This window comes from uncultured Tateyamaria sp. (genome assembly GCF_947488715.1).
Classification (GTDB): domain Bacteria; phylum Pseudomonadota; class Alphaproteobacteria; order Rhodobacterales; family Rhodobacteraceae; genus Tateyamaria.
In genome coordinates, this window is record NZ_CANLAG010000001.1 from 560,957 (window position 1) to 575,002 (window position 14,046).

General features: G+C 60.8%; 13 protein-coding genes. 8 read left to right on the forward strand and 5 right to left on the reverse strand.

Features of this window, described 5'->3' with window-relative positions:
- Positions 1 to 5 precede the first annotated feature (5 nt).
- The 8 genes from Q0936_RS02800 (at position 6) to Q0936_RS02835 (ending at position 8,119) form a co-directional block, all read left to right on the forward strand.
- Entirely contained in the window at positions 6 to 1,529 is a 1,524-nt protein-coding gene (locus Q0936_RS02800; RefSeq protein ID WP_299295885.1) for a benzoate-CoA ligase family protein, read from the forward strand.
- Entirely contained in the window at positions 1,529 to 2,344 is an 816-nt protein-coding gene (locus Q0936_RS02805; protein WP_299295888.1) for an alpha/beta hydrolase, read from the forward strand. Before Q0936_RS02800 ends, Q0936_RS02805 begins: the two co-directional genes overlap by 1 nt.
- 103 nt (positions 2,345 to 2,447) lie before the next feature.
- Complete coding sequence (gene boxC / locus Q0936_RS02810; RefSeq protein ID WP_299295889.1) at positions 2,448 to 4,106, forward strand: 2,3-epoxybenzoyl-CoA dihydrolase; 1,659 nt, start codon at positions 2,448 to 2,450, stop codon at positions 4,104 to 4,106.
- Positions 4,107 to 4,154: 48 nt separating this feature from the next.
- Positions 4,155 to 5,603 carry a benzoyl-CoA 2,3-epoxidase subunit BoxB gene (gene boxB, locus Q0936_RS02815; RefSeq protein ID WP_299295891.1) on the forward strand — a complete coding sequence of 483 codons (1,449 nt, stop codon included), beginning with the start codon at positions 4,155 to 4,157 and terminating at the stop codon, positions 5,601 to 5,603.
- 209 nt (positions 5,604 to 5,812) lie between these two features.
- Positions 5,813 to 6,274, forward strand: coding sequence for a flavodoxin domain-containing protein (locus Q0936_RS02820; RefSeq protein WP_299295895.1), 462 nt, complete (start codon positions 5,813 to 5,815; stop codon positions 6,272 to 6,274).
- Positions 6,271 to 6,693, forward strand: a complete 423-nt coding sequence (locus tag Q0936_RS02825; RefSeq protein WP_299295898.1) for a thioesterase family protein — start codon at positions 6,271 to 6,273, stop codon at positions 6,691 to 6,693. The genes Q0936_RS02820 and Q0936_RS02825 overlap by 4 nt, the downstream gene beginning before the upstream one ends.
- Before the next feature lie 59 nt (positions 6,694 to 6,752).
- Complete coding sequence (locus Q0936_RS02830) at positions 6,753 to 7,646, forward strand: helix-turn-helix transcriptional regulator (protein ID WP_299295900.1); 894 nt, start codon at positions 6,753 to 6,755, stop codon at positions 7,644 to 7,646.
- On the forward strand, positions 7,643 to 8,119 hold the full coding sequence (locus Q0936_RS02835) for a 3-hydroxyacyl-CoA dehydrogenase family protein (RefSeq protein WP_299295902.1): 477 nt from the start codon (positions 7,643 to 7,645) through the stop codon (positions 8,117 to 8,119). Before Q0936_RS02830 ends, Q0936_RS02835 begins: the two co-directional genes overlap by 4 nt.
- Before the next feature lie 62 nt (positions 8,120 to 8,181).
- Here the strand turns inward: Q0936_RS02835 and Q0936_RS02840 are convergent, their stop codons facing one another.
- From Q0936_RS02840 to Q0936_RS02860, 5 genes are all read right to left on the reverse strand, one after another.
- Entirely contained in the window at positions 8,182 to 8,667 is a 486-nt protein-coding gene (locus tag Q0936_RS02840; protein ID WP_299295904.1) for a DUF2165 domain-containing protein, read from the reverse strand.
- An 82-nt stretch (positions 8,668 to 8,749) separates the two neighbouring features.
- Positions 8,750 to 10,408 carry an ABC transporter substrate-binding protein gene (locus Q0936_RS02845; RefSeq protein ID WP_299295906.1) on the reverse strand — a complete coding sequence of 553 codons (1,659 nt, stop codon included), beginning with the start codon at positions 10,406 to 10,408 and terminating at the stop codon, positions 8,750 to 8,752.
- Between the two features lie 278 nt (positions 10,409 to 10,686).
- Positions 10,687 to 12,090, reverse strand: coding sequence for an FAD-binding oxidoreductase (locus tag Q0936_RS02850; protein ID WP_299295909.1), 1,404 nt, complete (start codon positions 12,088 to 12,090; stop codon positions 10,687 to 10,689).
- Positions 12,087 to 13,262 (reverse strand): amidohydrolase family protein, encoded by a 1,176-nt coding sequence (locus Q0936_RS02855; RefSeq protein WP_299295912.1) that lies wholly within the window; start codon positions 13,260 to 13,262, stop codon positions 12,087 to 12,089. The genes Q0936_RS02850 and Q0936_RS02855 overlap by 4 nt, the downstream gene beginning before the upstream one ends.
- The gene (locus tag Q0936_RS02860) at positions 13,259 to 13,966 is read right to left on the reverse strand and encodes a glutamine amidotransferase (protein ID WP_299295914.1); all 708 of its coding nucleotides are present in this window, start codon (positions 13,964 to 13,966) and stop codon (positions 13,259 to 13,261) included. Before Q0936_RS02860 ends, Q0936_RS02855 begins: the two co-directional genes overlap by 4 nt.
- Between the last annotated feature and the right edge of the window lie 80 nt (positions 13,967 to 14,046).

Below are 14,046 nucleotides of genomic sequence, written 5' to 3' on the forward strand. Positions count from 1 at the left end.
CGCGCATGAGCAATGCCGCTGTATATTTCGTGGACCGCCACAAGGACGAAGGACGCGCGGACAAGGTCGCCTTTCGCGAGGTCGGCAAAGGCCGCAGCATCACTTATGGCGCGTTGTCGGATATGTCCGGCCTGGCGGCATCCGCCCTGTTGAACCATGGCATTCGCCCCGAAGAACGCGTGGCGATGCTGGTTCTGGATCAGATCGAATTTCCCGTCCTGTTCTGGGGCGCGATCAAGGCCGGAGTGATCCCTGTTCCTTTGAACACGTTGCTGGCCACGCCGATCTACGACGCGATCCTGCGTGACAGTCGGGCCACGACACTGGTTGTATCGGCAGAACTGTTCGATCTGGTGGCCCCGCTGCTCGACTCACCGTTCCTGAGGTCGGTGATCGTGATCGGCGACGCGCCGGATGGTACGATCAGCTTTGAGGCGTTGATGTCCAAGGCAACCGGGATCTTGCCGGCCCACGATGCCCATGACGATGAAACGGCATTCTGGCTGTATTCCTCTGGCTCGACGGGCGCGCCCAAAGGGGTTCATCACGTCCACGCCGCATTGCGTGCCACCTCGGACACATATGGCGCACAGGTGCTCGGCATCCGCAGCGACGATGTTGTGTATTCTGCGGCCAAGTTCTTCTTTGCCTACGGTCTGGGCAACTCGATGAGCTTTCCCATGTCGGTCGGCGCGACCGTGGTGATTTTTGCAGGCCGCCCGACCCCGGACGGTGTGATTGATATTCTGGCGACCGAACGCCCGACACTGTTTTGCGGTGTGCCGACGCTCTTTGCGGCGCTGGTTGCGCAACTCGAGGCAAATGGCGCCCCGGACGTGCCTCTGCGTCTTTGCATCTCGGCAGGCGAGGCCCTGCCGGAAGATGTCGGCGCGCGGTGGCAACAGGTAATGGGAACCGAAATTCTAGACGGCGTCGGGTCGACGGAGATGCTGCATATCTTTTTGTCGAATGCGCCCGGCGACGTGGTCTATGGCACCTCCGGGACGCCTGTTCCGGGCTATGACGTGCGGCTGGTGGACGAGGCTGGCAACGACGTTGGCACGGATGAGGTCGGTGAATTGCTGGTCAACGGCGCGTCTGCCGCAGGTGGCTATTGGAACCAGCGTGACAAGACGCGGGCCACGTTCGAAGGTGTCTGGACCCGCACGGGCGACAAATACGAGCGCCGCACGGACGGGCGGTTTGTGTACTGCGGTCGGACAGACGACATGTTCAAGGTGTCGGGCATCTGGGTCAGCCCATTCGAGGTGGAACAGGCAATCAGCAGCCATCCCGCGGTGCTGGAATGTGCCGTGGTTGCGGCGCGCGACGACGATGGTCTGGAAAAGCCCAAAGCCTTCGTGGTGGTACACGGCGAGACGCCGGATGACCTTGAGGACGTGTTGCGCGCGCATGTGAAAGACCGGATCGGCAAGTGGAAATACCCACGCTGGATCGAATGTGTGGACAGCCTGCCCAAAACCGCGACGGGCAAAATTCAGCGGTTTAAACTGCGCGAGGGTCTGTGATGGAATGGGGCAGGGGCATTGTCGCGGTTGCGGGGCACGATCTGGAATACGCATGCTGGGGCCCCGCCCCTGACACAGCACCGACGCTGGTGATGTTGCATGAGGGGCTGGGGGCGGTCGATCTGTGGCGGGACTGGCCCGCAGCGCTGGCCGAGGCAACCGGGATGGGTGTTTTGGCCTATTCCCGTGCGGGGTATGGGCGATCGTCTTTGGTGGATCTACCGCGCCCTCTTGACTACATGAGCCGCGAGGCGACGGATATTCTGGGGCCTTTGATGGATGCAGCGGGTGTGCAATCCGCCGTGTTGCTGGGCCATTCCGACGGCGCGACAATTGCCGGCATCTATGCCGGGTCGGTGTCGGATATGCGCGTGCGGGGCCTCGTGCTGATCGCCCCTCATTTCTTTACCGAAGCAGAGGGGCTTGCCGCCATTCGTGCTGCGGGAACGGCATATGGCACCGGCGACCTCAAGGCGCGGCTGGCCCGGCACCACGACAACGCGGATGTGGCATTTTATGGCTGGCATGATGCGTGGACTGACCCTGCCTTTGCGGATTGGAATGTGGGGGATGCCATTGATCATTGGCGCGTACCTGCCTTGATCGTGCAAGGCACGGATGATCCATACGGCACGCGCGCGCAGGTGGATGAGGCCCACGACCGATCCTATGCGCCGGTTGACGTCCTGATGATTGAGGCCGCAGGCCATGCTCCACACCACGACGCGCCGGATCAGGTCCGCGACGCGGTGGTGGCGTTTTGCACAACGCTTCAACAACTGGAGCAAAGTGCCGTTCAGATCACGCAAATATAGCAATAAAGTGCATACTTACAGCCCGATTACGGCACTCTTGTGCATCAAGGTAGGTAAATAATGTATGATAGTGCCAATTCAGCGCCAAGGAACGACCTGATTCATGTCCAAGATCATCGACTTTCGCACGGACCCGTCCAAGTACCGCCATTGGCGCGTCGACTATGACGGACCTGTCGCGACGTTGTGGATGGATGTGGACGAGAACGGCGGTCTGTTCGACGGCTACCAGCTCAAACTCAACTCATACGATCTTGGGGTCGATATCGAGTTGAACGATGTGGTCCAGCGGATGCGGTTTGAGCACCCCGAGGTCAAGGTCGTGGTGATGAAATCCGCCAAGGATCGCGTGTTCTGCGCCGGGGCCAACATCCGTATGCTGGGTGGTGCCGCGCATGCGCACAAGGTCAACTTTTGCAAATTCACCAACGAGACACGCAACGCCTATGAGGCCGCAGAAGCAGAGAGTGGACAGAAATACATCGCTGCGGTGAAAGGTGCCTGTGCGGGTGGTGGCTATGAATTGGCGCTGGCGTGCAATCACATCATGCTTACGGATGACAGCACCTCATCCGTGGCCCTGCCCGAAGTGCCACTGCTCGCCGTGCTGCCCGGCACCGGTGGCCTGACCCGTGTGACTGACAAGAGGATGGTGCGCCGGGATCGCGCGGACGTGTTCTGCTCTACCGAAGAAGGGGTCAAGGGCAAGCGCGCCGTGCAGTGGAAACTGGTGGACGAGGCGGTGCCAAACGCCACTTTCGATGCTGTGGTAACTGCGCGTGCTGCTGAGTTTGCTGACGCCTCTGCGAAACCGGATGTTGCGCATGGGATCACGCTTGGCCCGCTGGAACGCAGTATCGCTGAGGACGGGTCAGTGACTTACAGCTTGGTCGAGGTCACCCTGGACCGGGCCGCGCGCCGTGCCGAAATACTGATCAAGGGCCCCCAAGGTGCAGCACCTGCCGACGTTGCGGCATTGGTCGCCGAGGGGGATCAGTCCTATATGCTGCGCCTCGCACGCGAGTTGGAGGACGCAATCCTGCACCTGCGTTTGAATGAGATGGAGGCGGGTGTGTGGGTGATCCGGTCTCAGGGCGATCCGGAGGCCGTGCTGGCCCATGAGGCGTTGATCCTGAACAACCCGGACCATTGGCTGGCAAACGAAATCCGGCACTATTGGAAACGGGTGCTGAAGCGTGTGGATGTGACGTCGCGGTCGCTGGTCGCGCTGAACGAACATGGCAGTTGTTTTGCGGGCGTGCTGGCAGAGCTTTTGTGGGCCGTCGACCGGACTTACATGATGGAGGACGAGTTTGAGGGCGACAACCGCCCCCTCGCCACCATCACCCTGAGCGACGGCAACTTCGGTGCGTATCCTATGGGCAACGACCTGACACGGTTGCAAACCCGGTTCTACGGCACAGAGGATGCTGCGGGCCTGCAGGATCATATCGGAACACCGCTGGAAGCCGAAGAGGCGGAGGCGGCCGGTCTGGTCACTGAAATTCTCGATGACATCGACTGGGAAGACGAAATCCGCATCTTTCTCGAAGAGCGGGCGAGTTTCTCGCCCGATGCGATGACGGGGATGGAAGCCAACCTGAGGTTTGCCGGGCCAGAGACGATGGAGACCCGGATTTTTGGACGGCTGACGGCCTGGCAGAACTGGATTTTCAACCGGCCCAACGCGGTTGGCGCAGAGGGTGCTCTGCAACGATACGGCACCGGCGTGCGCGGTGATTTCAACATGGAGCGGGTATAGCGGTGCGCAGTGAATGCGCACCCTACGGACCCTGGAGGAGATGAAGACATGACTGTGATGAACGTCAGCTATGACACCCGGATCCCCAACAATGTGGGTCTGAGCGAGGACCGCAAAGTTCTCAAGGCGTTGGAAAAATGGCACCCCGGTTACATCAACTGGTGGAATGACCTGATCCCGCAGAATTTCCAGAACTCGATGGTCTATCTGCGCACAGCTGTCAGCGTGGACCCCAAGGGGTGGGCCAAATTCGACTACGTGAAAATGCCCGACTACCGCTGGGGTGTTTTGCTGGCCCCGGCTGTCGAGGACAGGCGTATTCCCATGGGCGAGCACTACGGCCAACCCGCCTGGCAGGAAGTGCCGGGAGAATACCGCAACATGCTCAAGCGGTTGATCGTCATTCAGGGCGACACGGAGCCGGGATCGGTAGAACAGCAGCGGTTCCTGGGCCTCACAGCTCCCAGCCTCTACGACATGCGCAACTTGTTTCAGGTCAACGTCGAAGAAGGCCGCCACCTCTGGGCGATGGTCTATTTGCTGCAAAAGTACTTCGGCAAGGACGGGCGCGAAGAGGCCGACGACATGCTGGTTCGGTCCTCGGGGTCTGACGAAGCGCCACGGATGTTGGGCGCCTTCAACGAGGAAACGCCGGATTGGTTGTCTTTCTTCATGTTCACCTATTTCACCGACCGCGATGGCAAGATGCAGTTGGAAAGCCTTGCGCAATCCGGCTTTGACCCGCTGTCGCGCACGTGCCGGTTCATGCTGACCGAAGAGGCGCACCACATGTTCGTCGGCGAGACGGGTGTGGGGCGGACCATTCAGGCGACGCTTGAGGCGATGCAGGCCAATGGTATCGAAGATTCATATGACACCGACAAAATCCGCGCGCTGGGCGTGATCGACTTACCGACAATCCAGAAAAAGCTGAACCTGCACTATACCCTCAGCCTCGACCTTTTTGGCCAAGAGGTCAGCACCAACGCCGCCAATGCGTTCAACGCAGGCATCAAGGGGCGGTATATGGAGCAGCGGATCGAGGATGATCACAAGCTGACCAATGACACATATGCCGTGGCAAGCATCAAGGACGGCCAGATCGTGACCGAGGATGTGCCTGCACTGACCGCGATCAACATGCGCTTGCGCGACGACTATGTCCGCGACGCAAGCGGTGGTTTGCGGCGTTGGAACAAGCAGATTTCCCGCACAGGCATCCAGTTCGAACTGACGCTGCCGCACGAGGGTTTCCACCGCAAGATCGGCGTATTTGCAAACCAGCCCATCACGCCCGAAGGCACGTTCATCAGCGCAGAGGACTGGTCCGCGCGCGAGGCGGAGTGGTTGCCGACGAAAGAGGACGGGGCCTTTATCCAGTCGCTCATGAAGCCTTGTTATGAGCCCGGCAAGTTTGCCAGTTGGATCGCCCCACCGCGCGTGGGCATCGACAACAAGCCCGGCGATTTTGAATACGTCAAATTGCACATGGCCTGAACGGAGAGGTGGACATGCAGATTGATCGCGCCACCTTGGCTATGAATGACACCAACGGGCAGGCATTCTGCCCGCTGGAATGCGATGGGTGCACTGGTATCTGCCTGTCGCTCTACATGATGCTGACACGAGATGAACGGGATGCACTGCGGTGCGCTCAAAGGCCGGACGGAACAGCCGTCACACGACATTGAGAGTGAGGTAAAGTGATGAAAGTTGGAATTTACTACGGCTCTGAAACCGGCAATTCCGAGATGCTCTGCGAGGACATCGAGACCGAGTTGGGCGCAGGGTTCGAATGCGACATCCAGAGCCTTGCGGACGTTGATCCGGCGACCATGGAAGCGGACGCCTTCTATATCCTTGTGACATCGACCTACGGCAATGGCGATTTGCCGTCGACCGCCCTGCCTTTCGAAGAGGCGCTGACAACTGCGAAACCCGACCTGCAGGGTGTCCGCTTTGCGATTTTTGGTCTGGGCGATATGGTGTTTGCCGAGACCTACAACCATGGCTCCATGAAGCTGGCGCAGATGATGACGGCGCAAGGCGCAGTGCAGGTGGGTGAGCGCGGCTTGCATGACGCGTCCAGCTTTGAAATGCCCGAGGACATTGCGTTGCCGTGGGTGCAGGGCATCGTTGGTTTGATGACTGCGGACAAAGCCGCTTGAACGCAGCCTTTTGCCACGAGATCCGCGTCACCTGGGGCGATTGTGACCCGGCGCGCATCGCCTACACCGCCCGCCTGCCGTGGTTTGCACTGGATGCCATCAATGCCTGGTGGGAGGCACATCTAGGTGGTGATGGTTGGTATCAGCTGGAGGTGGATCGCAACATTGGCACGCCCTTTGTGCACATGAGCATGGATTTTCGCACGCCTGTCACACCACGCCACCGCTTGCAGTGTTCCGTGTGGCCAAGTGCGCTGGGTGATCGGTCCGTGACCTTTCGTGTGGACGGGCATCAGGACGGCGTTTTGTGTTTCGAAGGGACGTTTGTCTGCGTCTTTGTGATCGCGGATCAGTCCAAGAGCCAGCCCGCGCCAGAGTCCCTGCGACAGGTCATCGCGCCCCATATTCTCAGTGCCTAACCCGTTGATCTGGCGCAACATCGCGCTAGCATTGGTTGATAAGACAAACAGTTGTGCGCATGACATCACCGAAGCCCATTCCTGATGCGTCGGTCGCAATGATCGAACGTCTCGCCACCCGTGTTCGCGCAGCGCGTACCGCGCTGGGCATGCCCCGCCGCGCGCTGTCTGATCTGTCCGGTGTGTCGCCACGGTATCTCGCGCAGATCGAGGCAGGCGAGGGCAATATATCGGTCATCCTGCTGGACCGCGTTGCGACTGCGCTGAACTTGCGCATCGAAGATTTGCTGAGCGAAGGCGGCTCTGCCGACGGGGATGTCGCGCGTGTTGCGCGGCTGTATCAGTCAGCGTCTCCGGCGGTGCAGGGCCGCGTGCGCGCGTTGCTGGCGCCTGAGAATCCGACGGCGCTGCGGGCACACCGGATTTGTCTCATCGGGCTGCGCGGGGCTGGTAAGTCGACACTTGGGCGGATGGCGGCGGACAAGCTGAAGCTGCCGTTTGTCGAGTTGAACGACGAAATCGAGGCGCGTGCCGGGATGCCGTTGAGCGAAGTCATGGCTCTTTATGGGCAGGACGGATATCGCGCGTTTGAGGCCGAAGCGATTGCGCAGGTGGTCGCGGAGTATGACAAGCTGATTTTGGCGGTTGCGGGCGGTATAGTTGCCGAGGCTGCGACCTATGATCAGGTGCTTGAACGGTTCCACACGGTTTGGCTGCGCACCAGTCCGGGCGAACACATGGAGCGCGTGCGCGCGCAGGGGGACCTGCGCCCGATGGAGGGCAACCCCGCGGCCATGGACCAGTTGAAGTCGTATTTGACGACACGCACACCCCTGTACGAGCGGGCACATGCACAGGTGGATACGGCATCAAGGACGGTGCAAACCTCGCTGAACGACTTGCTGGCGACAATCGCCAAAAACCGGTTCCTGGGCCATGTGGGTGTCGAATGACACTGTTAGCCGCCATCCATCCGATGCAGGACATGTTTTGGCGGGCGTGCGAGCAAGTGATCCTGCGCCACTCAAACCCTTGGGAACTGGATGATGCGCTGACTGATTGGGGCTACCGGATCGGACCCTGTGCGGCGCAGGACCTGATTGGGCTTGATGTGGTGCTGGACGCGCGCGGCCAAGGCGCGCATCCGACGCCAGTTTTGGCGCGGATGGTGGCCGAGGGACGGCTCGGCAAACGCGTGGGGTGGGGGTTTTATCGCTATCCCGGTGGCGGTGGCGCGGTTGTGGATCCGTTGATCGAGGATTTGGTGCGCGAAGAGGCGTGGTTTGCCAAACTGCCGCGCGACGAGTTGGAAGGTGCGGTTCTTGTCGATGTGCTTCATGCAGAGATTGGCGATCAAGTGCGCAGTGATCCGCGAGGTGCTGCGGCCTGTTTGGGGTTTCCCGCGTACAAGATGATGTCGCTGTAGGACGGTCCGCCGGTCGGACGCTGTTTGCCCCAAGTGGCAAAGGCGCCCCGCCCACCGTCCCGTCAGAGCGCGAGCAAGATCATGGTGCCAATACCCCAGAGGGTCATCTGGTAGTGCGTGTTTTGCGCACCTTCGTGGCAGAACCAGTAACAAAAGTGGTTGCCGACGATCAGGAACCCCGCCCAGACTGCGGTGAACAGCATGGCACCCCCCAGCGCCACAACCTGCCCTGTGGTGATGTCCGTCAGGCCGAACAGCCCGGTCATCAGCAGGCACACACCCGCCCACAGCACGACAGTGGCAATCAACTCGGCTAGTACAACGACGCGAAAGGCCAGCCGTTGCAGGCGGCGGTCGGTGATGGCGCGGTGGGCCACATGTACAAACGCATCGGGAAAGTCCGCTCGCATCCGGGACATTTCCATCACTTCGGCGGTGTAGGTTTCGTTCACCGCAGGGTGCAAAATGTTGTCCCGCACCCCGAGGCTGAGCCACGCCGCGATCAAGGCAGTGACGAGGGCCTGAGCAGAAATAAGTATGTGTTCCATTGGGCCCTTTCGCGCAAATTGGGGCAGACATGAAAAAGGGGCCGCGCGAAAGCGGCCCCTCGAATGGTCGAAAAGGCTTGGATCAGGTCCAGGCCAGTTCCGCAGGGCGGATTTCGAACGAGATGTGGTGTGCACCGCCAACCAGACCATCACGGGTGTGGTTGTAGAGCGACCGCCAGTACGGCTGGATCGTCACACCGTCGTTCTGGATCATCGCCTGACCTTGGGCCATCAGGGCGCGGCGCGCCTCGACGTCGGCTGTGGCCAGCGCGCGTTCCAGCAGGCTGTCGAACTCTGGGTTGGAATAGCCGAACTCGTTCCATGCCTCGCCGGTGCGGTAGGCCAGGGCCCAGATCTGCACACCGAGGGGGCGGTGGTTCCAGTTGGTCGAGCTGAACGGATACTTCGCCCAGTCATTCCAGAAGGTCGAGCCGGGCAGGATGGTCCGCTTGACCTTGATGCCTGCGTCGCGCAGCTGGGCCGCCACCGCGTCGGTGGTGTCCTTGCGCCAGGCGTCGTCGATCGAGATCAGCTCGTGCTCGAAATCACCCATGCCGGCCTCGTCCATCAGGGCCTTGGCCGCTGCGGGGTCAACCTTGCGTGCGGGCATTTCCGCATATTCGGGGTGCATCGGACCAACGTGGTGGTTTTCGGCAGGGATGCCGCGCCCGGCGTAACCCAACTCCAGCAGCACGTTGTTGTCGACGGCCATAGTGATCGCCTGACGTACCCGTGCGTCCGCATAGGGTGTCTTGCCGTCGATCTCAGCCAATTGGTTCGGACGGATCACGATGGTCGCAGCGGTCACGATCTCGTTGTTCACCCAGCCATCGAGCGTGTCAAAGATGTCGATGAACTCACCCTCGATGGAGTAGGTCATGTCGATCTCTTCGGCTTCGGCCGCAGCGACAAAGGCCGACGGGTCGGTGCCGTAGTCGATGTACTCGATCCGGTCGAGGTAAGCGCCGTTGCCAGCATTCCACCATGTGTGGTTGTCGTTGCGCACCAGAACGGCTTTTACGCCGACTTCGATCGACTCGGGCAGGTAGGGGCCTGTGCCGATCGGGTTGTCCGCCATGCTGTCAGCGGTGTGCGAGCTGTGCACGATGGCCGCAGGATAGTCGGCCATGCCGGGGATCAGCGAGATGTCGGATGCGGGCAGGTTCAGTTTGACAGTGTGGCTGTCGACAACCTCGATGCCGCCTTCGATGGCCTGGTTGGTGTCGGCGCTGATGAGCGTCGCAAACCGGCCCGCCATGGAGTTGCCTTCGACGTCCTTGTCACACCACATCGCGATGTTGCGGGCGACGTCTTCGGCGGTAAAGTCTTCGCCGTTGTTCCACTTGACGCCTTTGCGGACGTTCAGCGTGTACACGGTCGCGTCGTCGTTGATTTCCCAGCTTTCCAGAAGCTGTGGTTTGAACGTGCCGTCATTTTCATAGGACACGAGATATTCCAGCCATCCGCGCGAGACGTTGGCGATCTGGCTCCAGTCGTAGGTGCGGGGGTCCTTGAGTGCGCGGACTTCCTGCTGGATGCGGACGGTGCCGCCGGTCTTGTGACCGTCGGCCATCGCCGGTGCGGCTGTGCCCAGCATGCCATATGCTGTCGCAGCGGTCGCGCCGAATGCGCTGGCAATGGCCAGAAACTCGCGGCGGTTGACCGGATCGGTGCCGACTTTGGCAGCCGAATCCACGACGGATTGAGGCAGCGGTTTGCCGGTACGGGTTAAAAAGGTCATGTTCTTCCTCTCTGTTGGCGTCGCGACCATGGGCCGCGTCCTTGTTCGGCAAGGGTGAGTGCCTTGCCTTGTCGGTGTTGCAGTTGACCTGCGATTTTATCGCCTCCCCTCGCGGGGGACGCCCAAAGATCAAACGATCAGGCGCTTGGCGTCAACCCCATCTTCGGGGGTCGCGCGAATACAAATACTTGATAAATCAGGCGGCTCTTTGCGATTCCACGTCGTCCAGCGGTGCAAAACCGTCCTTTGATGCCGCATTTGGGCGGAAACGGGCCCATTCATGGCGCACCCAGTGTTTCGATCTCGTCCGCGTCCATGTCTTTGACCGCATGCCAGAACTTGGACTTGGCACTGTTCAAAAGCCCCTTTGGGTCCATGCGCTTTTTCCAGGCCAGATGGGTGTAGTCCGGTTTCAGCCCACCGCCTTCGACGTTCCAGGTGTGGGCGTCATAGACCGGAAATCCGTGCGACGTGTAGGTGGCGTTGATCGCGTCCAGCCGCTGCTGCGTCGTGTACCAGATGATCGGAAGATCAAAGGTGACAATCTCACCGCCGACCCGTGCAAATTCGTGGTGCATCCACACATCGTCACCCAGCTTTGGACGCAGTGCCGCAATGGCTGCGGGGTCAGGCGGTGTGGGGCAGCCCACTTGTTGATAGGTGGCCGACCGGTCGGCCTTGAGCACCTGCAACGTCGTGTGGTTGTAACTGAAATCGAACACGTGCGGCAGGCCGAGGTCCTGTCGTTTCGTCTCGGTCAACATCAGGTCTACATGGCCCGCCTGGTGGCCGATCAAGGTGGCAAACGCGTCTTGATCTTCGGCGGGGATCATCGACACCAGCAGGTGACGGTCGGCGCGGATATGGCCCACCAGCTTGGGAAAGTAGGTGCAGATGCGGGCGTCTACGGTTGTGATCAGCTTAGCGGCGATGGCGTCGCTCTGCGCGATGGCCAAGCCTGCGGCATAGGCGGCTTCATAGCTGTCGAATGTGGCCATGCAGCCCACCCAGTCGCGCTTGGGCACCGTGCGCAGGGTGACTTCGGTGATGACCCCGTTCAGGCCCCAAGCATGGTGCAGATGCAGCGTATCGGGGCCCTCAAACACACGTGTGTTCGGAGTGTCTTCGACAGTCAGCGCCTTGAGCGCGATCAGATTGCCGGGATCGCGCAACGCCCCGTTGGCAATCGATCCGATGCCCGCGCTCCCGCCGGCGACAAAGCCTCCGATGGTCGCAATATCCAGGGTCGAGGGGAACATGGCCATTTCCTGACCAGTCGGGGCAACGGCCGCGTTGATGTCCGCCATCAGTGTACCGGCCAATGCCGTAACTTGCCCGTCTCCGATCGACAACACACCGGCCATGGCCGTGGTGTCGATGATCAAACCGCCCTCCATCGGCACCGCCTGACCGTAGTTGCCCGTGCCGCCGCCGCGCAACACGATGGGCGCGCCATGCCGGTAAGCAACGGACAGAACATGTGCCATTTCATCAGGTGACTTTGGTCGGGCCACAAGGTCACCAAAACACCGCTTGAGTTCCGCGTTCAGGATGGGTGAATACCAAAAGAAATCGCGGCTGCGTTTCTTGATCAGCACGGGTTCGGTGATGGTTTCGACCGGTGCCAATGCAGCGGCAAACGCCACCCAGTCGATGTCGGTCTTGCCCGAAAGCGAAGTCATGTCAGGCTCTCCTCTGCAGACAACAAAGGGGTGTGGCCAGAAACGAGGTCGGCGGTGTGGGTCACATCACAGGTCAGCAGATCGCTCAACGCGGCACCATCCACGGTGACGGGCCGGTGACCCAATGCAGCGGCGGCATCCGTCGTGATGGCGCTCAGCCAATCGCCCAAGGGGGGATCCAGATGCGCGGTCACGCACCCAAGGGCAAGTGCCGCGCGCGGGTCATGTGCGCCCAACGGGCAAAACGCATCGGCGACGTTGTCTGACCCAACAATCACTGGCACGCCTGCCGCTCGCAATTCGCGCAGCCGTGTGATGCCCCGCCGGTCCGGGGTGCCCTCTACGCGTCCCTGCAAATAGAGGTTGGTGACAGGCAAGGCGCAGATGGTCATACCCGCCCGCGCGCATTTGTCTGCAATGCGGGCAAAATCGGGTTCTGTGCGGTCCATCAGGCTGACGGCATGGCCGCATAGGATGGGTGCTTCGAACCCGGTTGCGATGGCACGGTCCGCGATCGCCTCAAGCCCGTTGAAATCGCCAAGCCCCTCATCGACGTGAAAATCCAGCATCAGACCATGCTGCACGGCTGCATCAAAGATATGTTCGAGCGCCGTATCGATGTGATCATGGTCCAGCACAAAGGCACCCAAAACCCCACCTGTTGCGGCGATGGTCGGCACTGCCGCGCTGACAAATGCGGGATCTGCCCACTGGTTCGCCCCGATCAGTGCAGCAAGTTGCAAACCCGGTGTTTCGGCGGCCAAGTCGCACAGCATACGCCAACTGAGCGGCGGGGCGGGATCGGTGCCCCAATCCACATGGGACCGGATCAGATGGCAGCCATTGGCCTGTGCTTCTGCCAAACCCTTAGACGCACGGGCGCGCAGGTCTTCTTCGGTCCAGTGTACCTTGTCCTCGAATTGCCGTGTGATGGCATGCCGCAGGTTTCCGCCGACTTGCCCCAGGCGGTGAATGGTGTGGCATTTGTCCAAGTGGCAGTGTGGTTCGACCAGCCGGGGTAGAACCATCCGTTGCGGTGCGCCGGTCGACGGTGTCAGGGCGATGAGCCGCCCGTCCTTGATCACGGGTGCGCCGTGCAGGCAATCGTCCCAGGGCGCTCCGCCAAACGCGCCGGGATCATCAATCAATTTGCGCGGGACCAGCACGTTCATGGCAAGGCCCGTGCAAAGAAACGGTCAAGAACGCCGCGGAACCATTCGCCCTGGGCTGCGTCGTGTTGCAGCATCAGGCGGGTCTGTTCCGCAGGGCTTTGGACCCCCGGTTCATCATAGCGGCCCCATTCGTGGCCCCGCGCCATCCAGCGTTGGAAACCTGCGATGGTCTGTTCGGGATGAAACTGAAATCCGAGAACCCGGTCACCGACGGCGAAGGCCTGATGCTCAAACAACGCGCTGCGCGCCAGATGGGTGGCACCTTCAGGTATGTCGAATGTGTGGAAATGTGCCTGTGCAAAGTACTGCGGGGCAGGGAACATATCGCGCCCTGCGGCGGTGGGTGTGACCTTGTAATAGCCAAACTCGTGGTTGCCATGATCCGGCGCTCCGGCGAATGCGCCCATGTGATGTGCGATCATCTGCGCGCCCTGGCACAGGCCCATCACGGGCACCCCAGCCGCCATCGCCGCGTCGATCATGCGGTATTCATCTTTCAGGAACGGATGCTTGGCCGTGTCATAGGCATTGTAGTTGCCGCCATAGACCACCACACCGGCCAGGTCTTCGGTGATGTCCCCGAGTGGGTCACCTTTCCAGGCGCGGCGCGCGTCACACCGTACTTGATGTGCGCCACACCATGTGGTGACGCGGTCGTCCATGGGGCCATCGCCGTGGCGGATGCACAAGATGCGCGTGTCCATTGCTTGCTCCGTTTGCAAGTGGATGTCAGCGGCCCTTGAGATCGAAATCTGTGCCAGAGATGTACTCTGAGGGTTTCAAA